The sequence below is a fragment of the Cytobacillus sp. BC1816 genome, from assembly GCF_051353635.1.
GTDB lineage: Bacteria > Bacillota > Bacilli > Bacillales > Cytobacillaceae > Cytobacillus > Cytobacillus oceanisediminis_C.
Genome location: NZ_CP195611.1, coordinates 3,544,383 through 3,561,593 on the forward strand (window position 1 = coordinate 3,544,383; position 17,211 = coordinate 3,561,593).

Consider the following 17,211-nt stretch of genomic DNA (forward strand, 5'->3'; position numbering starts at 1 on the left):
CGTACCTCCAGTTGCATTTTTTAACCATTCAGCTTTAGTTCAAGTGTCCTCGCTGCATTCCTTGCAGTGCTTTGCATGTTTTCATTTATAGGCTGACCGGACCGCTTCCCGATCAAGAGGACCCCTTTGGGAATTCCCTTAAAATGAATGGGAACAGCATATGCATGCTTCAGGGCTTCAGCAAGCATAATCGGGTATTCCAATGCTTTTCCAGCAACATTTTCGGGGAAGTTTTCTACGTACATAGGCCTTCCGGTTGAAATCACCTTTCCTGCAATGCCTTTGCCGTACCTTACTGTAATCCTCTTATACTTTTCGTTGCTATTTCCTGCAGCATAATGCCATCTTACATCCGGGCCATCTGTATTTTGCAGTGCCAATCCGACAAAATCACAGTCCAGCTCTGTCAGCACCTTTTCACAAGCCTGATCAATAAGTGCGCTTTCTCCCGGACTGCCCCCCTTATATTCCATAACCAAGCAGCCCTTTCTTTAAGGCATATGCAACAAGTTCCGGCCTGGTCTTCATCTGAAGTTTTTCCATTAAATTACCTTTATGGGTTTCAACTGTCTTTACACTAATCACAAGCTGTTCAGCAATTTCCTTATTGGAAAATCCTTTGGCTATTAATGTAAGAACCTCTTTTTCCCTGTCAGACAACAGGTTGAATGTATCAGTGTTCCCCTGCTTTACACTTCCGATATATTCTTCCATCAGCCTTTTAGTTGCAGACGGATGCAAATAGGCATTCCCGCTTGCAACAGACCGGATTGCTGCGAGCAGTTCATCATGAGGAGCACTTTTTAAAATACATCCGGACGCACCCGCTTGGATCGCCCTGAATAGGTACTCTTCATCATCATGCATGGTCAAAATCAGGATCTGTATTTCCGGCTTTAATTTTTTCAATTCTGACGTTGCAGACATGCCATCTTTTCCATGGGGCATGCTCAAATCCATTACTACCACATCAGGCTTTAATTCAATAGCCTGCTGAATCCCCTCGTTGCCTTCCGAAGCTTCACCAACCACCTGCATATCTTCATGGTTATTTAATAGCATTTTCAAACCCATTCTGACTACCGCGTGGTCATCGCAAAGTAATATATTGATCAACCTTGCTCCCCCTTTACCATTTGTCCGCACGAGAAAAGCACAAGGGCCTTTGCCTGCCCGAGGGGCAGACTGATTTCGCCGGACAGTTCTTGAAGTACAAAGTAACAGTTCCAGTGTTAAAAAATTATCTTTTATAGGCAACAAGGGAGCCGCTTTGCGCAGTTCCCTTGTTATGTATAATCTTAGTATAACGGAAGGCTGATATCTATTGTAGTCCCTTCGCCGATTTTGGAGCTGATGACGCACTTGCCGCTGATTAAACACATTCTTTCAATCATTGCAGCAAGGCCAGACGATTTTTGCATCCCAGCATCAACATCAAAGCCCATCCCCTTGTCTTCAATGTTAATAGAAAGCTGTCCCGGTTTCCATTGCAGGAAGATGGATGCACTCATTGTGTCAGCATACCTGGCTATGTTTGCCAGAGCTTCCTGGCAAACCCGAAACAAAGTTATGCTTTCCCTTTCACTGATTTGGACTTCCATCCCCTCATTTTGAAGATCCACTGTTATTCCATATGTGGAAGTGTATAATTTCAGATAACTTTTCAGCGCCGGCAGCAGGCCGAGGGTTCCCAGGGCAGGGGGATGCAATTCCACAGCCAGAAGCCTGATTTCCTGAATTGTTTTTTCCATCATTTGCGCCATATCTCCAACATAGCCTTTCATTTCGGGCTGATCCACAGCAGTTTGAATGAACTGCATGCCTGTATATAAGCTGTAAAGCGTCTGCCCGACCCCTTCGTGAAGCTCCAGGGCGATGCGCTTGATCTCATCTTCCTGAGATTGAATAATATAGGAACTGATATTTTTCTTTGCCGGCTGGATTTCCATTCCACCCCTCCTCCTTAAGACTTTATTTTTGCATTTACTTTGCTTTTTTTACCCGATGACTGGAAATGTCACTGAACATGCCCGCATATTGAACTACATCTCCAGCATCATTTTTAATAGCACTAATGGTAAGCCATTGGAGATATTCTTCTCCGTCTTTGCGGCAATTCCATATTTCCCCTTGCCAGAATCCATTTTTTTCAATTGAAGTCCATAAGTCCTGGTAAAAGCCCTTAGTCTGCTTTCCTGATTTAAGGATATTAGGATTTTTGCCGACTACTTCCTCTTCCTTGTACCCGGTTATTTCTGTGAAAGCAGGGTTTACAGAGATTATTTTACCTCCCCTATCCGTTACCAGAATTCCTTCAATTGTATGATCAATCACCTGGCCCGCAATTTCCATTTTACCTTGGAAGTACATCCAAACAACCAGAATCAAGCTGGCAAGCGCCACTTCTGACAATGCCATAAAGCCAATCGCATAATGGCCGGTGATATTAAATAACAGGGTCAATATAAGCGGCGGAAAAAATCCTCCCAGGCCGCCCATTGCGGAAACAATTCCGTTTACGATACCCGCCTGCTTCTGGAAGTACATAGGCACCAGCTTAAAGATAACACCATTCCCAATTCCAGCTGATAGAGCAATGCTTAAGCATCCAAATGTGTACCATGTAATTGACGGAGATAATGATAGAATCACTGCAGAGATGGTATAAACCCCAAAGACAAACATTAGAAGAATTAATGAATGGAAACGGTCTGCAAGCCAGCCGCCAATCGGTCTCATGGCAGTTGCAAGGACGATGAATCCGGCTGTCCTTAATCCCGCATCCACTTTATCGAGTTCAAAATGAGCTACCAGGAAATTTGGCAGATAAATGGTAAACGCAACAAATGACCCGAAAGTAATGAAATAGAATAAGCTCAGCAGCCACAGCTTTTCATTTTTATAGACGCCTTTAATCTGTTCCAGAAGCGGTGTCTGCACCTTAACTTCTTTTTTATCACCAAGCAAGAAGTTTGCTGCAATGAAGATTCCGAGCAGGACCAGATAGATTTGTACGGTTAGGGACCATCCAAACTTTGTGGCAACAACCGGCGCCGCAAATGCGGTTATGGCTGTTCCAAGATTGCCTGCCCCGTATATTCCATTTACAAACCCATGGCGCTCCTTTGGATAATACTTTGGAAGAGATGTAACACCAACAGAGAACACCGCTCCTCCAAGACCGAGGAATAATCCTCCGATCAGTAAATCAGTAATGGAATCAGCTATACTGATAAAATAGACTGGAAATAATAGAAGAATAAAGCTCAATATAAAGATTATTCTTGCTCCAAACTGATTAGCATAATAACCCAGAGGAATACGGAGCAGCGATCCAAGGATCACCGGAACTGCTGTTACAAGGGCTAGCTTGTCGGCTGGAATATTGATATCTTCCTTTATAAACGGCATAAGGGAGGATATCAGCACCCAAACCATAAACCCGGCTACTAAGTTTAACGTCTGCAATGGCAGCTGTATTTTTCTAATCATCGTGTTCACGCTCTCTTCTTTATTACATATTTTAATCCGGCTTCCTGATCAAGAGCAGCCCACCTGCTGTCAGATGCTTCCACACAGGATGTCAGCGGAACTGCAAAAAAATTCATGTGGTCAAAATAAATACGCAAATGTGTTCCATCCGGACAGAGCCCGGTTTTTATTATTTCTTTGTGAACAAAAGGGGCTTTGTCATTTCCCTCTTCATCTAAAATTGCCACCTGCACATTTTGCCGTACAAAGCCGTCCAAATCTTCTTTTCTAATGAGTTCCACAGCTGCCGCACCCTCTTTTAGCAGGGTAAATATACATTTGATAACCCTGCAGATATTTCCAGAATGATTCACTTGCATTTTCTTCTATGAATTCAATGGTTTCCTCTTCTGATTGCCATTTGCTCATGCCTTTTATCTCTGCTACAACAATGTCCATGCCGTCATTAGACTTCTCATCCAAATACCAGTTGAGGCGGACTCCCTTGAAGAGTTCGGAAAGGAGCTGATCAACTTCTGGAGCAAAATCCCCGGATTGTTCTCTTACAAAACAAAAATCAAGATATGTTTCACTGTTCATAAAAAATCACGCCCTCATGTTAATCGTCTTTTTATAAGCGAATACGGCCAAGGGAAAAAGAACAATATTCAGTCCGCCGAAAATCAATACCTTTTCATAGTTTTCGTAATAGTATTGGTGGACCATATATTGGGTAAAGATAATATTCATCATTAATATCGCGGCCAAAATGATGACACCCAGAAAGCTACGCCTCATAACGTTTCACCCTCACTGCAAAGATTGCTCCATTCTCCACCTTAATTTGGATTTCGGGAAGCGGCCTTCTTGGCGGCCCCGCAGTTGGCGAACCAGTCTCCACATCGAACTTGCCATGGTGGCAAGGGCAGATCATTTCACCTTGCTCCTTTACCCAAAATACCGGGCAGCGCAAATGTGTACAAGCATTCTGATAGGCAACATATTTGTTCTCTGATAAGCGTATTAAAATTGCGTCATCATGATCCCCAGGAAACTTGAACTCCACTGCATCACCGATTGGCAGCTTGCTTACATCGGTTATTTTCTTATGAGGATATTCCTTTTCGCCAAGCCCCATTAATTCTTTGGCAGCTACTGCCCCCCAGGGAAGGGAGGAAACCGCAAACACACCGGCGGCACCAACCAAAGTTTTCATGAACCCGCGTCTATCCAGTTTTCTTTCGTTATTCCGTTCGATATTATGCGTATAATTATCTTCATTAAAGGGAATCTTGTTATTCTTATCAGACATCCCTAATCCCTCCTAAAACAGCTTTGTAATTCCCTGCAGGATTCCCGGCAGATTTACCTTTACGTTTGTTTCACCTTCAAGATATGGCATGCTTGTTACCCATTTGCCGTTATCAAGGTTAAATTGCTTCTTCTTGTTTTCAATTTCTTCATCTGTGAGCCATTGCAGTGTATTAGATGGACATACACTCGCACACATAGGGGGAATTCCATCTTTAGTACGGTCAATACATAGGTCGCATTTGTACATTAAGTTCTGTTCTTGATCAAATTTTGGTATGCCATATGGGCAGGCAATTGTGCAGTTCTGACAGCCAATACACTTTTCCACCAGTGCAGATAACACAGCGCCTGTCTCATGAATTTGGATGGCCTGGGCCGGACAGCTTCGGGCACATGCCGGATTTTCACAGTGAAGGCACATGAGAGGCATCGTCTGCCGGTTCACAAGAGGATTTACATCATACACATAGTTTCTGTTGCGCTCCTCATGCCCCCCGCATTGTGTACATGCTGCCAGACAAGAACGGCATCCTATACAGTTTTCAAGTTCTAAATACAGCCTCTTCTTCATTTATTGCACCTTCTTTAATTCGACTTTTTCCAGCTGTGCAGCACATGCCTTGAACTCAGGCATTCGGGAAATAGGATCTAACGCCGCAATTGTTAATAGATTAATAGAATCTTCATGTCCAAAATGGTATGGAACAAAGACGGTATCCTTGCGGATGGCTTCCGTAATTTTGACTTTATAGATGGCCTCGCCTCTTCTGGTAAATAAACGGACCCTTTCTTCATGTTCCATATTATATTTTGATGCTGTTTCCGGGTGGATCTCCACAAATGGTTCAGGACACATATCATGGAGGAATGGAATTCTTCTAGTCTGATTGCCAGATAGGTAATGGTAAACCACCCGGCCAGTTGTTAAACGGAGCGGATATTTTTCACATGGTTCTTCCGCTGGCGGACGGTATGGCAGCGCGCATATTTTTGCTTTGCCATCCGGATGATAAAATTTCTTATCAAGGAACATATGTGGTGTCCCTTCATCATTTTCATTTTTGCATGGCCAGAAAACTCCATCCTGCTTGTCGATTTTATCCCAGGTAGCTCCATAGTAATCAGCATAGCCGCCCTTGGTAGCCAGTCTGAACTCATCTGCAACATCTCGTGCGGTTTTTAGGTGAGAAAAGTATTTTCCTTTTCCTAAGCGTTCAGCCAGCTCCACTTGGATTTGCCAGTCCGGCTTCGATTCCCCTACAGGTTCCTGAGCTTTATTGATTTTAATTATGCGGCCTTCAATATTCGTTACTGTTCCTTCATCCTCTGACCATGTAACTGCCGGAAGAACAACATCTGCAAATTCTGCCGATTCAGAAAGGTAGAAATCGGAGCATACCATAAAATCCAAGGTCTTAAATGCTTTCCTGACAAAATTTAGATTTGGTGCAGATACAGCAGGATTCGAACATAGAAGGTATAAACCGCGAATCGTTTTTTTCTCCATCAGCTCAATCATTTCATAAGCAGATACACCAGGCTGTGGCATTTCTTCAGGTGTAATTCCCCAAACGCTGCATACTTCTTCAACATGTTTTGGGTTCGTAATTTTTCGGTAGCCAGGAAGCAAATCCGATTTTTGTCCATGCTCTCTTCCGCCCTGTCCATTGCCCTGCCCGGTAAATGTGGCTACTCCGGCTTTCGGACGGCCGATCTTTCCAGTAACAAGCGCCATATTGGTGTAGGCGGAAACATTATCAACACCCTTATGCTGCTGTTCAACACCTCGGGCAAACATGACAACTGCATTTGGAGCTTTTCCGTATATTTCTGCAGCGCGAATGATTTTTTCCGGCGCCACACCAGTCAGCATGCTTGTATGTTCAGGTGTGAAATCCTTTACAAGTTCCTTTGTTTCTTCAAATCCGTTGGTATGTTTATTAATAAACTCTTCATCTATATAGCCCATTTTAATCAATTGATTAACAATCCCGTTTGCAAGTGCAAGGTCTGTTCCGGGCTGCAGGTCGAGATGAAGGTCAGCTCTTCTGGCAATTGGCGTTTCCCGGGGATCGACTACAATGATATAACCGCCTCTTTCCTGAACGTTCCAAATGCGGAACATGGAAGTCGGATGGCATTCAGCTGTATTGCTTCCGGCGATAAACAGGCAATCTGTTTCATGAATATCTGTCCAAGGCAAGGTTGACCCTCTATCGACACCGAAAGAACGGAGGAATCCGCCTGCAGCACTTGACATACAGAAACGGCCGTTATAGTCAATATATCGCGTGGCAAGAGCAACACGGGCAAATTTACCTGTTAAATAACATTTTTCATTTGTCATTGATACCCCGCTGAAGACGGAGAGAGAATCCTTTCCGTATTCTGTTTGAAGCTCTTTGAATTTTTTTGCAATTAAATCGTATGCTTCATCCCAGCTTGCTTCACGGAACCCTTTTGTGGTTCCTTTTAAAGAAGCATCATCCCGGATCAGCGGTTTCAGCAGGCGGTCTTTGTGGTTGGTCTGCTGGTAGGCGGTAACCCCTTTGGGGCACATTTTCCCGACCGTAACCGGCCAGTCATAACGGGGCTCGACCCCAATGATTTTATTTGTCTGTGTATTAACCCTCAAGTTCATTCCGCATTGCATGCCGCAATAACTGCAGTGTGTTTTTATCAATTTTTCATTCGGATGGTTTAGATTCTCAATTTCTTTAAAAAACTTATCCCTTTGCATTCTGGTTTGCCTCCTTGACCTTCACTTCATGAGTAGGGAATCCGGAAAATTGTGCGATCCGGTATTTCCTTCTGCAAGGGAGGCACATTTCTGCAAGATGATGTCCTTCCTTTGCTTTAAATTCAATATCGTTTACGCCGAGTACATCGACGACATCTTTTGATTGTTCTGATGAAACAAACTGATCTCCGCACACCTTGCATTCCTTCATTCCCTGTTCGGCATAGTGTTCTCTGTAGTTTCTTGCCAAAACACTCATTGGGCGGAAAGGAATATGTGCAAGCTTTCCAAATGGCAGGTAAATCAGTGTAATGATGACTGACCACTGATGGATCAGTGACATTGCCGGCTGTCCCGCACCGTGTAAAAAGATATTCATAAAGGTTAAAGCCAGCCCCGTAATGCTGACTAGAAGCAGCATATAAAGAGGCATGAAATCATATAGGAAGTTCTGCTCTGCTCTTGCCTGCATATTTTTCAGACGGCGGTACAGCGCCATGCAAACCCCTGCGATTACCATTATTGCTGTAATATTCAGCGCGTTATAAGAAAGGTTGGCAATGATGCCATCCGCAGGGACAGTCATTACCTTTATGCCCATTGCAATTATGTTGTAATGACCATTGTCATCCATCGTAAAATACATCCAACCGAAAACTAGAGGGAATGTAACGAAGCAGGATAGGATGCAGCCCCAGCCGATCAGCACATGCTGAGTCCATCGGTAAATTCCCCTATTCCAGATAAAATTGTAAGTTGCAAGATGCTCAACAGACGTTTTTGGCGTTGACTTTCTTAATAGCAGCTTCAATCCTTTTTTCAGGATAAGCTTTGTTGGCGGCCTTTCGCCCCAGGCAATGAACCTATAGAAGAACCCTCCAATAAACACAATCGTTCCGACCATATATCCGTACAGGTTTAAATCAACATGTGTAAACATTCTAGTGCCAATAAAAGAAAGAATAGCTAATGCTGTAACAGATAAAAACATCGACTTGGCAAAATGAGATGCAAACGCATTGTTTAATGTGTTTCCTGTTTTTTGATTGACTGCAGCTTTCGCCTGCATATTAACTCCTCCTCATTCACAAACAATTACCTTAACTTTATTGTAAAAGCGGGAGGAATTTTTCAATATCGGGGAACTTCCCCATTAGAGGGGGGGAAATTCCCCTATCTTTATGAAAGGATATTAAATGAACATGCTGCTGCATAGAATGCACCAATAAAAAAAGACCTTTTCAAAGGTCTTGCGAAAATATTGAAACTTTTTCCATATTCATGCGTATTTTCTAATTAGGAGGCGGAATTATGAAAAAAAATATTTTTATACTGCTCATTACACTTGCTGCAGAAACTCTGATTACCCTGCTTGCTTCACGAGCCTTTTCAATCCGATTCATCGAAATCATGTTTTTTTCAGGTGTGTTGTTTACAGCTTTAACTGTATGGTTTTCAAGCAGCGGCGGTATGGTGACGAAGTTTATGGACAGCACCGCAAGTGCTATGACTGGATTCTTATCTAAAAGAGAGGAGTTCAGCTTCAGACCTAATTATGCTGTTCTCGGTTCGGTTATCTTTTTACTTATTGGTCTTGTTTTCTTTATCTTACTGTTAACAAATGTTATTCCTCCATCGTAGGCACTATGGTACAATCATGAAAAGGAGTTGGTAATATGGCTAAATCAGCTGCGAAGAAGTTAAGGGAAAAAGCAGTACGTGAGGGAAAAAGAAACCCTGAATGCAATCGAAGCCCATTTGCGTATGCGGACATGCGCACAAGAAAAACAAAAACCAAAAAAGAACAATCATACAGGAGCAAATATAAGAACCGTTATTCTGATGAAAACAGAACAGACGGTTCTTTTTTTATGTATTATCTTTTCAAAAGCAGCCAGTCCGTTTAAAGACCAGCTGCATTTTTCCGACTATAATATTCCCATCCCTTCTATATGTCTCCGGGCTTCGTCATCACCCAGATCATAAATCATTTTATATATGCCTTCCATGGATGCATCATATTCATCATTTTTTGATTCTTTGTGGTACTCCAGGAAAGGGACATGTGCACGTGCAAATGTTTTAAGATCTGCATCATAATTCTCATTAATGTATTCATTTAAATGAGCTAATTCTTCGTCTGTTGCATAAATTTTAAATTGCCATTCGGCTGCTTCAACTGGTTCTGTGTAGATCTGCGCATTTTCAATATCTATATAATATGTTTTTTTTGTTTGGTCCATTGTTTTTCATCTCCTCTATCTTTTATACGGTATTTACCACAAACTGAGGAAGTTTAACCATTTTGAAATTTTAAGATGCTTGTTGGGCATGATATAGCTGTGCATTACAAGGAAGGTGGCACAATGAATCTTTTCAGGAGGTATATAATGGGTATTTTAAGCGGAAATCCAAAGGACGAGCCTTTGCATTATGGCGAGGTTTATAGCACATGGTCTTATTTGCTGGCAGGAAAGGGAATGGCCTCTGCCTACCAAACGATGCTTAGCCACTCTGGAGATGGGGACTTGAAAAAAATGCTTGAAGAAGCCATCCGCCTCTGCAAGCAGGAAGAGGAACAAATTGAGGATCTGCTAAAGGAAAACGGGATCGGTCTTCCGCCATCACCGCCTGACAGACCTGAAGCCTGTGTAAACGATATTCCTGCTGGCGCCAGATTTATGGATCCTGAAGTTGCTGCAAAATTAGCAGGAGATCTGGCAGCAGGATTGGTTGGCTGCAGTACAATCATGGGCCAATGCATCCGTGAAGATATCGCAGGCATGTTTGGCCAGTTTCATACTCAGAAAGCTGCTTTAGGTGTTAAGGTTCTTCGAATGAATAAAGAAAAAGGCTGGCTTATTCCTCCGCCGCTTCATCTTCACAAATCAGATAATTGCTAAGGATTTGCTGCAGAGTTATGACCATATGTAAAAAGAGAGCAGAGTCCATTGTCTGCTCTCTTGCCTAAAAGTTATTTCTTAAAACTTGGCTTTGTTCACTCTAAACATCAAATATGTTGCCGTCCGGGTCAGAAAACACAAAATTTCTGCCAGGATGCCCGCGATTTTCGATAGGTCCTGTATTTACTTCCTTCTCAAGAAGTTCCCGATGCAAGTTTTCGAGTTCTGTTATTCCATCGACTTCAAAAGTTAAACAAAATCGCAATCTTCCGTCAGAATCCTTAAAATTAAAACTTTCCTCTTCAGGTGCTTCCAAAAGGAAAAAGCTTTGGCTTGCCATATTGATTATGGCCATTTTCCCCTTTTCATCCCTAAAGCTTTCTGCTGCTCCAAGCTTCTCTGTGTACCAGTTTAAGGAATCCATTACATTTCTGACAGGTATGTAGACTGTTCCCACTCTTAAGAGCTTTTGACTCAAAAATGAGCCTCCTCCTAACAAACTCTCTATTTTTGCAAATTATATCCAAACGTATTAATTCCTCTTTAAAAATAAAAAAACCTTAGTCCGAAATGAGAACTAAGGCTGCTCATGTATCTTACTCAGAATATTTGCTTTCACTGGAATCAGGGGAAACCATACCGCCGGCACCGCTGGAATTGATATCTGGTTCTGCTCCTTCAGGCTGAGATGAAAGCACTTTGTTTTTCTTTTGATTGGGAAGACCGGAATGCTCCTTTAGGTATTGATCATTTTCCATAATCGCTGCCACCTTAAATCCTGTTCCCTCGAGCTGGTTCTTCAATTGATCAAATATTTTTGTCTGATTATTATTCATTTCCTGATCATCATACTGAATCTCTACATTTATTGTTTTCATGTCAGGACCTCCTTTTTAAGCTATTTTCCCGAATGCCCTTTCATTAAACTATATAGAACCTTTAAAAAAGCAGAAGTTTATTTCAGAAATAAAAGGTTATTTAAGAAAATAACCAGGACATGGTTCAGCCAGAAAAATATTTGGATTTTTCTTCCATATACATCATTTTCTATTCATTCCTGAATATAATTAAATTGTATGCCGATCAGTCGAAAGGAGCAGAGGCATGTGGTTTTGGATTCTGGTAATCTTCATCCCTATTATTATCCTCGCTATTTTGGAAGAAACGATTCAATTTATGGTGAATCGTAAGGTATTCGGAAAAAGTGACAAACCGTTTTTAATTAAACAAAAACTCCATCATTTGAAAAACAAATTCAGGTATAAAAAAAGCCATTCCCAATAAGGAAAGGCTTTTTTAACCAGCCATTATAGGCCGCTAAAACTCATACTTTAATCAGATTCTTCTGTTTCGGAACCTTCTTCTGCCGACTGTTCCTGTCCTGGTCCAGTCATCGGCTTCTTTTTCAGTTCAAAATAAGCATCTAATACTTTTCTGCCAATTTCATAATTTGCTGTATGTCCGCTTCTTCCCTGGTATGCCCATGGAACAATGACAGACATGGCAATTTCAGGATTATTATGCGGTGCATAGGCAACAAGGCTCAAGTTCATAACATCTATTAACTTATCTCCCTTTTTTTTGAGAGGGCCGTCATAAAATGCTTCCGCTGTACCTGTTTTTCCTGCTGGAGAATATGGTGCATCTGCGAACCTTCTATATGCAGTCCCTTCAGGATGCTGCATCACCTGTCTTAATCCTTCTTTGACAGTGTTTAGTTCTCTATCACTTACATCTATCGTATTTAAGACAGTTGGCTGAATATCCTTCCAGATCCGGCCAAGCTCCTCCTGCTCTGTGGCGGGCTCCCGGATTTCTTTTACAAGGCGCGGCTGGATACGATAGCCGCCATTTGCAATAGTTGATATATATTGCGCCATTTGCATCGGAGTGTAGGTATCATACTGTCCGATTGCAAGGTCTAATAGAAATCCCGGCAAGCGAAGCGGTCCTTCATAGCCTATTGCCTCATTCGGCAAATCGATGCCAGTTCTGACTCCGAGGCCAAATTGGCCGAAAGACTCTCTCATGTCTTCAAATGCATTAGGGTTTTTAAATCCCAGAGGCTGATCATATGCATACCGCGCATCCGCAATTTCAATTGCTGTTTTGAACATATATACGTTTGAGGATATTCGCAAAGCCCTTGTTTCGTTCATGATTGCCTGAAAGTTAAACCACGATTTTTTCACCTGTGGTGTACCTGCAATTTTCATTGGTGCATCTAAAAATGTCGTCCCGGGTGAAATTGCACCGGTTTTATAGCCTGTTAAAACAGTTGCCCCTTTTACAGAGGATCCCACATTATAAGAAGAGGCAATCGTACCCAGCGCATAATCCTGCAGAACCGTTTTGCCATCATCATCTTTGTCTATCATTTTCCCTGCCATCGTCAAAACTTCACCAGTATGCGGATTCATTAGGACGACAAACGCACGATCCATTAAATATGTTCCCCTGGTCCTTTTAGCAGCCCAAATTTCCTCTTCCAATATTTTTTCCACTGCCTTCTGCAGATCCATATCAATCGTCAGAACAAGATCTTTGCCTCTTTGGCCTTGAGAAACCAGTTCACTTCCGAGAATTTCTCCTTTTTTTGTAATAAGCTTTTCCTTTGATTTTTGGCCATGCAGAACATCCTCATATTGCATTTCGAGATAGCTCTTTCCTACACGTTCATTTCTGCTGTAGTCCCTGGCCAGAAAATAATCCAGCCTTTCCTGCGGCAGCCCTTCGTTTGTATCTGTAACCTTCCCCAGGACTGTCTGGAGCGTACTGTCAAAAGCATAAGTTCGATCCCAGTCAGTAGTTGTATTGACACCTGGAAGATATTGAAGATTCTCGCTTACCGCAGCATATTCTTTACTTGATACCCCCTCATTTTTGACTATTTGCGGCGTCATTGCATAGCCGCTCGTAAATTCCCGGAAGATTGCCCGCACTTCCAGGTCCTGCTTGCTCAGCTGTTTCAGATCTTCGTCTGTAATTCTTTCAAGCTGCATCTCATAAATTTGCTTATCATCCAGTTTGTTCTCTTTAAACAGCTTCCATTCCTTATCAGTTATTTTATCCCGGACTGCATCAGGATTTTTGAGAATCCAATGATCCTTCTTATCGCGCTCCGTCACTTTATCCGTCTCTTTATCAATCAGAATGGCCAGCCGCTCTGCCACCTGAAGCATTTCTTTCTGTTTGGCATTCCGGTTGGTATACGTAATCGCACTCTTTGGAATATTATCCACAATAACCTGATGGTTCCTGTCAAGCATCCTTCCCCTTGGAACCGGATTAGCTACGATGACATCTTCCGTCCTGTCCACTTCTTTTTTGTATGTCTCACCATTTACAATCTGGACGACGCCAAGTCTTAAAATTAGTACTGAAAACAAAACAAAAACAGCAAAAAACAATAAATTGACCCTAAAAGGCACATGGCTTTTCTTTTTCTTCTTTTTCCCCATGTATGAATCTCCCCCCTTATGAACACTCTGTCTGTATAATAGAGATTCTTCCAAATCTTCCCCTGTTAAATAATTCCACGGTTTTTGTAAAATCCCTGCCAGTCCAAAACATATTTTGAAATATAAAGGAATTTAAGGAGGTTAAGTGGAAATGTTAATCTGATTAATTTTTTAGGAGGTCTTTAATATGGAAAGAGCGCAAAAATACCTGAACTATTTTTTATCGCACAGAAAGGTGACCAATGAGCTAATCAAGAAGATTGATGAAAATAACTATGACTACAAACCAACTGAAACAAGCATGGCGGCCGGCAAGCTGGTAACTCATATGCTTACTTCTTTTTATATGTTTGCCAAAACAGTAAAAGAAGGCAGCACTGAAGTGTTTGGCGAGAAATTCGATGAAATTGCGCAAGACCTTTCTGAAGCCGCTGAAAGCTACACAGAAAAAACCATTGAGATCATTTCATCATTAACAAATGATGAGTTAGAAAGAACCATTGATATGACACGGATATTTGGAATGGAGCTTACCGGCAGCCAGCTGCTGCAGCTTGCTATGGATCATGAAATTCATCATAAAGGGAACTTGTTTGTATATGTACGTGAAATGGGCCAAACGGAGCTTCCGATGTTTGTGAGCAGATGATAGGAAAAGCGGAACCGCCTTCGGAACAAGCTAAAGCGCTTGTTCCTGCGAAGAACATCCAGGGAAGCTTTCCCCATGGTGCTCACCCCTGACAAGCACAAGACGAACCTCCCGGAAATTCGTTCTTTGCCTTTTGGGAGATTTGCCCGAAATGTGGAGGCGACTGCCACATGGACGACAAGCGTATGGACGAGCCCTGCAAGAATGTCCTTTCATTCTGAAAGGGATTGGCTTCTGTCATGAGTCCCTAGGAGCCGCAGCAAAACAAGCTTGTGACCTCGAGAGGGCAGGAGCAGACCTGGAGCTGGAGAGTAATCAAAGTTAAAAGTAATGATTTCTTATCATTTTGAAAAAACGGACGCGTCGCCGTGTCCGTTTTATAAACTACCTGAGGGGAGAAATTAATTCTGCCAGCTCATTTTTTGGTGAATTCACTTTATTTGATACCGGGTACTTATCCATTTTTTCAGCCGGATAAGGATCAAGCAATGATTTCAGATATTCAGTGTCATTAAAACGAGGATTAAGCCAGTCCTCAAAATCGCTTTCCTTTAATATCACCGGCATTCGGTCATGTACATCCTCGGTTACTTCATTTGGCCCCGTTGTAATGATTGTACAACTCGTTATTGGATTTTCTCCTTTATGCCACGTATCCCAAATGCCTGCAAAGGCAAATGGTTTTTCATCTTTCATAATGAAACGGTACGGCTGTTTACCTTCTTCGGTTTTCTTCCATTCATAAAAGCCATCTGCAGGGATTAAGCACCTTTTGCTTTTAAAGGGACCTTTAAAGCTTGGTTTCGAGTCGATGCCTTCCGCTCTTGCGTTTATCATTTTGTAAGCTATTTTTTCATCATTAGCCCAGAAGGGGACCAGTCCCCATTTCATCTGCCTGCCGATCCGCTGTTTCCCATCTCCAATGATGGCTAAGATATTCTGGCTTGGCGCGATATTATATCTGGGTAAAACCTCTCCCTCCGCATATTCAAATTCAAACAGCAGCTGAAGTTTAGCAATGGTTTCTGTTAGTGTAAACCGGCCGCACAATATAATCACCTCTTTTAAGTCAATTCAGCAATTTAATGTTCATCTATTCCCGGATATAGCGCATATTAAAACTGTCAGCTATTTTATAGGGAGGAATGCAATATGACAAAACAAGGCAGACAAAATGCAAATCAAACGAGAGCCCAAATTGAAAAACAGGATAAACGAAACGATGTTGAACTGGGAAGCGAGTTTCAGGCAGGAAATGATAAATCTCAAAGCCAGAAAAAAAGCGGAAAGCAAATTAATAAGAAGTCATAATGACAAATCCCCCATTTTTCGGGGGATTTTCATGTCCTGATTGTATACAGTTGTCCTTCCACTGCAAAAGAAATACGGCCTGTTTCCTCTGAAACTACAATGGCAACAGCATCTGATTTTTCAGTAAGTCCAATTGCCGCTCTATGCCTTGTCCCAAGTTTTTTCCCTTCAATGGTTTTATTGGCAAGAGGCAGGATGTTGCCTGCAGAAATAATGGTATCTTCTTTTATTAAAATACTGCCGTCATGCAAAGGGTTTCCAGGATAAAAAATGGTTTCAAGCAGTGTGCTGCTTACTTTTGCTCCAATTGGCGTCCCATTATGAAGGTAATCGCCTATAGGCAGTCTTCTCTCAACAACAATAAGCCCTCCATGCCTTTTTTCTGATAAATGCTGGGCGGCCAATGATAAGCTTGAATATTCCTTAGTATACGGCGATAAATATGACTGAAGATAATAAGTCGAAGCAATTGTATGAGCCTCAGTTACCGCCTTCTGCAAGTTTTCGAAATCGGATAAAATACAGCAGCTGAAGTCCTCTAGCGTTTTGGAAATAGAATGAATCTGATTGTCGATATTGTCAATATACCGGTTTAAATCTTTTCGGTATTGATCTTCGCTATAAATCAACCGGACTTCCTCCAATCTTAATTCATATTAGTACCTTTTCCAGTTAAAAATTATTTATCCATTTTACGGAATAGGTTTAGAACCTCTTTAAAGGGACTAAATATAAGTATTAAGCAACGAGGTGATAGACATGTTCGATATTTTAGCAAAACAATTTGAGAAACCAGCAGGATTACTAGGGAAGCTTGCCGGGAAAATCATGTACCTTGAAAACCGCAAGATTAACAAATGGACAATACAACAATTAAAGATTAATCGCAGGGACTCAATTTTAGAAGTAGGCTTTGGCCCTGGCTACAGCATCAGGCATATAATGGATCACTGCCGCCATGCAGAAACGGATGGAGTTGATGTATCCGAAGATATGAAGGCTTCAGCAGCCAAACTGAATGATGACTATATTCGTCAGGGAAAGGTCAGATTGTTCGTAAAAGATATACACGATTACTTCCCTGATAAAACGTATAATAAGATATTTTCAGTCAACAATTATCCATTATGGACAAAACCAAGAGAGTCACTTCAGCATCTCTATGGGATGCTTGAGGAAGACGGAATAATTGCCGTCACCGTTCAGCCAAGAGAAGAAGGAGCAGATGACAACATTGCCAAAAATCTCGGAAAGGTGATCAAAACTGATATGGAAGCCGCTGGATTCCATTCTATTTCCATTTCATATAAAGAAGCACGCCCCGTCCTAACCGTATGTGTAACTGGAATCAAATAATGGAGA

Annotated in this window: 24 protein-coding genes; 7 read left to right on the forward strand and 17 right to left on the reverse strand. The window is 41.9% G+C overall.

The features are described 5' to 3' along the window. Positions 1–20 precede the first annotated feature (20 nt). The 11 genes from ACR42H_RS17975 to ACR42H_RS18025 all read right to left on the reverse strand — a co-directional run bounded on the left by ACR42H_RS17975 (position 21) and on the right by ACR42H_RS18025 (position 8,594). Positions 21–473, reverse strand: coding sequence for a GAF domain-containing protein (locus tag ACR42H_RS17975; RefSeq protein ID WP_113881294.1), 453 nt, complete (start codon positions 471–473; stop codon positions 21–23). After that, the gene (locus ACR42H_RS17980; RefSeq protein WP_113881293.1) at positions 463–1,116 is read right to left on the reverse strand and encodes a response regulator; all 654 of its coding nucleotides are present in this window, start codon (positions 1,114–1,116) and stop codon (positions 463–465) included. The genes ACR42H_RS17975 and ACR42H_RS17980 overlap by 11 nt, the downstream gene beginning before the upstream one ends. A 182-nt stretch (positions 1,117–1,298) precedes the next feature. Next, the gene (locus ACR42H_RS17985; protein ID WP_113881292.1) at positions 1,299–1,949 is read right to left on the reverse strand and encodes a sensor histidine kinase; all 651 of its coding nucleotides are present in this window, start codon (positions 1,947–1,949) and stop codon (positions 1,299–1,301) included. A gap of 34 nt (positions 1,950–1,983) precedes the next feature. Next, complete coding sequence (locus ACR42H_RS17990) at positions 1,984–3,492, reverse strand: nitrate/nitrite transporter (RefSeq protein WP_113881291.1); 1,509 nt, start codon at positions 3,490–3,492, stop codon at positions 1,984–1,986. Between the two features lie 5 nt (positions 3,493–3,497). Further along, entirely contained in the window at positions 3,498–3,773 is a 276-nt protein-coding gene (locus tag ACR42H_RS17995; RefSeq protein ID WP_113881290.1) for a hypothetical protein, read from the reverse strand. Next, a complete protein-coding gene (locus tag ACR42H_RS18000; RefSeq protein WP_113881289.1) occupies positions 3,760–4,071 on the reverse strand; it encodes a hypothetical protein in 312 nt (103 codons plus the stop codon). The genes ACR42H_RS17995 and ACR42H_RS18000 overlap by 14 nt, the downstream gene beginning before the upstream one ends. Positions 4,072–4,077: 6 nt before the next feature. Then, the gene (locus ACR42H_RS18005; protein WP_113881288.1) at positions 4,078–4,269 is read right to left on the reverse strand and encodes a hypothetical protein; all 192 of its coding nucleotides are present in this window, start codon (positions 4,267–4,269) and stop codon (positions 4,078–4,080) included. Next, a complete protein-coding gene (locus ACR42H_RS18010) occupies positions 4,259–4,783 on the reverse strand; it encodes a Rieske (2Fe-2S) protein (RefSeq protein WP_113881287.1) in 525 nt (174 codons plus the stop codon). Before ACR42H_RS18010 ends, ACR42H_RS18005 begins: the two co-directional genes overlap by 11 nt. 12 nt (positions 4,784–4,795) lie before the next feature. Then, the gene (locus ACR42H_RS18015) at positions 4,796–5,356 is read right to left on the reverse strand and encodes a 4Fe-4S dicluster domain-containing protein (RefSeq protein ID WP_009333499.1); all 561 of its coding nucleotides are present in this window, start codon (positions 5,354–5,356) and stop codon (positions 4,796–4,798) included. Beyond that, complete coding sequence (locus tag ACR42H_RS18020) at positions 5,357–7,525, reverse strand: molybdopterin oxidoreductase family protein (protein WP_436372338.1); 2,169 nt, start codon at positions 7,523–7,525, stop codon at positions 5,357–5,359. Then, the gene (locus tag ACR42H_RS18025) at positions 7,512–8,594 is read right to left on the reverse strand and encodes a hypothetical protein (protein WP_436372340.1); all 1,083 of its coding nucleotides are present in this window, start codon (positions 8,592–8,594) and stop codon (positions 7,512–7,514) included. The genes ACR42H_RS18020 and ACR42H_RS18025 overlap by 14 nt, the downstream gene beginning before the upstream one ends. 242 nt (positions 8,595–8,836) lie before the next feature. On the opposite strand from ACR42H_RS18025, the gene ACR42H_RS18030 reads away from it, so the two are divergent. Beyond that, entirely contained in the window at positions 8,837–9,166 is a 330-nt protein-coding gene (locus ACR42H_RS18030) for a hypothetical protein (protein WP_436372342.1), read from the forward strand. 35 nt (positions 9,167–9,201) lie between these two features. Next, complete coding sequence (locus ACR42H_RS18035; RefSeq protein WP_113881283.1) at positions 9,202–9,432, forward strand: hypothetical protein; 231 nt, start codon at positions 9,202–9,204, stop codon at positions 9,430–9,432. A gap of 21 nt (positions 9,433–9,453) precedes the next feature. On the opposite strand, the gene ACR42H_RS18040 is transcribed toward ACR42H_RS18035, so the two are convergent. Continuing rightward, positions 9,454–9,768, reverse strand: coding sequence for a hydrolase (locus ACR42H_RS18040; RefSeq protein ID WP_113881282.1), 315 nt, complete (start codon positions 9,766–9,768; stop codon positions 9,454–9,456). A gap of 147 nt (positions 9,769–9,915) precedes the next feature. Between ACR42H_RS18040 and ACR42H_RS18045 the strand changes: the two genes are divergently transcribed. Beyond that, positions 9,916–10,428, forward strand: a complete 513-nt coding sequence (locus ACR42H_RS18045; RefSeq protein ID WP_113881281.1) for a DUF3231 family protein — start codon at positions 9,916–9,918, stop codon at positions 10,426–10,428. A gap of 100 nt (positions 10,429–10,528) precedes the next feature. Here ACR42H_RS18045 and ACR42H_RS18050 read toward each other — a convergent pair whose 3' ends face one another. Both ACR42H_RS18050 and ACR42H_RS18055 read right to left on the reverse strand, forming a co-directional pair. Then, entirely contained in the window at positions 10,529–10,906 is a 378-nt protein-coding gene (locus tag ACR42H_RS18050) for a VOC family protein (protein ID WP_436372345.1), read from the reverse strand. 118 nt (positions 10,907–11,024) lie between these two features. Beyond that, a complete protein-coding gene (locus ACR42H_RS18055; RefSeq protein WP_436372347.1) occupies positions 11,025–11,306 on the reverse strand; it encodes a hypothetical protein in 282 nt (93 codons plus the stop codon). A 226-nt stretch (positions 11,307–11,532) separates the two neighbouring features. Here ACR42H_RS18055 and ACR42H_RS18060 point away from each other — a divergent pair, with 226 nt between their 5' ends. Beyond that, on the forward strand, positions 11,533–11,712 hold the full coding sequence (locus tag ACR42H_RS18060; RefSeq protein WP_113881278.1) for a hypothetical protein: 180 nt from the start codon (positions 11,533–11,535) through the stop codon (positions 11,710–11,712). 47 nt (positions 11,713–11,759) lie between these two features. Here the strand turns inward: ACR42H_RS18060 and ACR42H_RS18065 are convergent, their stop codons facing one another. Beyond that, complete coding sequence (locus ACR42H_RS18065) at positions 11,760–13,889, reverse strand: peptidoglycan D,D-transpeptidase FtsI family protein (RefSeq protein WP_436372349.1); 2,130 nt, start codon at positions 13,887–13,889, stop codon at positions 11,760–11,762. Positions 13,890–14,076: 187 nt separating this feature from the next. Here ACR42H_RS18065 and ACR42H_RS18070 point away from each other — a divergent pair, with 187 nt between their 5' ends. Further along, positions 14,077–14,538, forward strand: coding sequence for a DinB family protein (locus ACR42H_RS18070; protein WP_436372351.1), 462 nt, complete (start codon positions 14,077–14,079; stop codon positions 14,536–14,538). Positions 14,539–14,922: 384 nt separating this feature from the next. On the opposite strand, the gene ACR42H_RS18075 is transcribed toward ACR42H_RS18070, so the two are convergent. Further along, on the reverse strand, positions 14,923–15,588 hold the full coding sequence (locus ACR42H_RS18075) for an SOS response-associated peptidase (protein ID WP_113881275.1): 666 nt from the start codon (positions 15,586–15,588) through the stop codon (positions 14,923–14,925). 102 nt (positions 15,589–15,690) lie between these two features. Here ACR42H_RS18075 and ACR42H_RS18080 point away from each other — a divergent pair, with 102 nt between their 5' ends. Then, positions 15,691–15,849 (forward strand): hypothetical protein, encoded by a 159-nt coding sequence (locus tag ACR42H_RS18080; RefSeq protein ID WP_009333479.1) that lies wholly within the window; start codon positions 15,691–15,693, stop codon positions 15,847–15,849. A gap of 29 nt (positions 15,850–15,878) precedes the next feature. Here the strand turns inward: ACR42H_RS18080 and cdaS are convergent, their stop codons facing one another. Then, a complete protein-coding gene (gene cdaS / locus ACR42H_RS18085; protein WP_113881274.1) occupies positions 15,879–16,478 on the reverse strand; it encodes a sporulation-specific diadenylate cyclase CdaS in 600 nt (199 codons plus the stop codon). A 130-nt stretch (positions 16,479–16,608) separates the two neighbouring features. On the opposite strand from cdaS, the gene ACR42H_RS18090 reads away from it, so the two are divergent. Continuing rightward, positions 16,609–17,205, forward strand: a complete 597-nt coding sequence (locus ACR42H_RS18090) for a methyltransferase domain-containing protein (protein WP_436372355.1) — start codon at positions 16,609–16,611, stop codon at positions 17,203–17,205. Positions 17,206–17,211: the final 6 nt, after the last annotated feature.

Coding starts and splice junctions, on each gene's coding strand:
- ACR42H_RS17975 (WP_113881294.1), bottom strand. CDS start 473: ATGGAATATAAGGGGGGCAGTCCGGGAGAAAGCGCACTTATTGATCAG.
- ACR42H_RS17985 (WP_113881292.1), bottom strand. CDS start 1,949: ATGGAAATCCAGCCGGCAAAGAAAAATATCAGTTCCTATATTATTCAA.
- ACR42H_RS17990 (WP_113881291.1), bottom strand. CDS start 3,492: ATGATTAGAAAAATACAGCTGCCATTGCAGACGTTAAACTTAGTAGCC.
- ACR42H_RS18000 (WP_113881289.1), bottom strand. CDS start 4,071: ATGAACAGTGAAACATATCTTGATTTTTGTTTTGTAAGAGAACAATCC.
- ACR42H_RS18005 (WP_113881288.1), bottom strand. CDS start 4,269: ATGAGGCGTAGCTTTCTGGGTGTCATCATTTTGGCCGCGATATTAATG.
- ACR42H_RS18010 (WP_113881287.1), bottom strand. CDS start 4,783: ATGTCTGATAAGAATAACAAGATTCCCTTTAATGAAGATAATTATACG.
- ACR42H_RS18015 (WP_009333499.1), bottom strand. CDS start 5,356: ATGAAGAAGAGGCTGTATTTAGAACTTGAAAACTGTATAGGATGCCGT.
- ACR42H_RS18020 (WP_436372338.1), bottom strand. CDS start 7,525: ATGCAAAGGGATAAGTTTTTTAAAGAAATTGAGAATCTAAACCATCCG.
- ACR42H_RS18025 (WP_436372340.1), bottom strand. CDS start 8,594: ATGCAGGCGAAAGCTGCAGTCAATCAAAAAACAGGAAACACATTAAAC.
- ACR42H_RS18030 (WP_436372342.1), top strand. CDS start 8,837: ATGAAAAAAAATATTTTTATACTGCTCATTACACTTGCTGCAGAAACT.
- ACR42H_RS18035 (WP_113881283.1), top strand. CDS start 9,202: ATGGCTAAATCAGCTGCGAAGAAGTTAAGGGAAAAAGCAGTACGTGAG.
- ACR42H_RS18040 (WP_113881282.1), bottom strand. CDS start 9,768: ATGGACCAAACAAAAAAAACATATTATATAGATATTGAAAATGCGCAG.
- ACR42H_RS18045 (WP_113881281.1), top strand. CDS start 9,916: ATGGGTATTTTAAGCGGAAATCCAAAGGACGAGCCTTTGCATTATGGC.
- ACR42H_RS18055 (WP_436372347.1), bottom strand. CDS start 11,306: ATGAAAACAATAAATGTAGAGATTCAGTATGATGATCAGGAAATGAAT.
- ACR42H_RS18060 (WP_113881278.1), top strand. CDS start 11,533: ATGTGGTTTTGGATTCTGGTAATCTTCATCCCTATTATTATCCTCGCT.
- ACR42H_RS18065 (WP_436372349.1), bottom strand. CDS start 13,889: ATGGGGAAAAAGAAGAAAAAGAAAAGCCATGTGCCTTTTAGGGTCAAT.
- ACR42H_RS18070 (WP_436372351.1), top strand. CDS start 14,077: ATGGAAAGAGCGCAAAAATACCTGAACTATTTTTTATCGCACAGAAAG.
- ACR42H_RS18080 (WP_009333479.1), top strand. CDS start 15,691: ATGACAAAACAAGGCAGACAAAATGCAAATCAAACGAGAGCCCAAATT.
- ACR42H_RS18090 (WP_436372355.1), top strand. CDS start 16,609: ATGTTCGATATTTTAGCAAAACAATTTGAGAAACCAGCAGGATTACTA.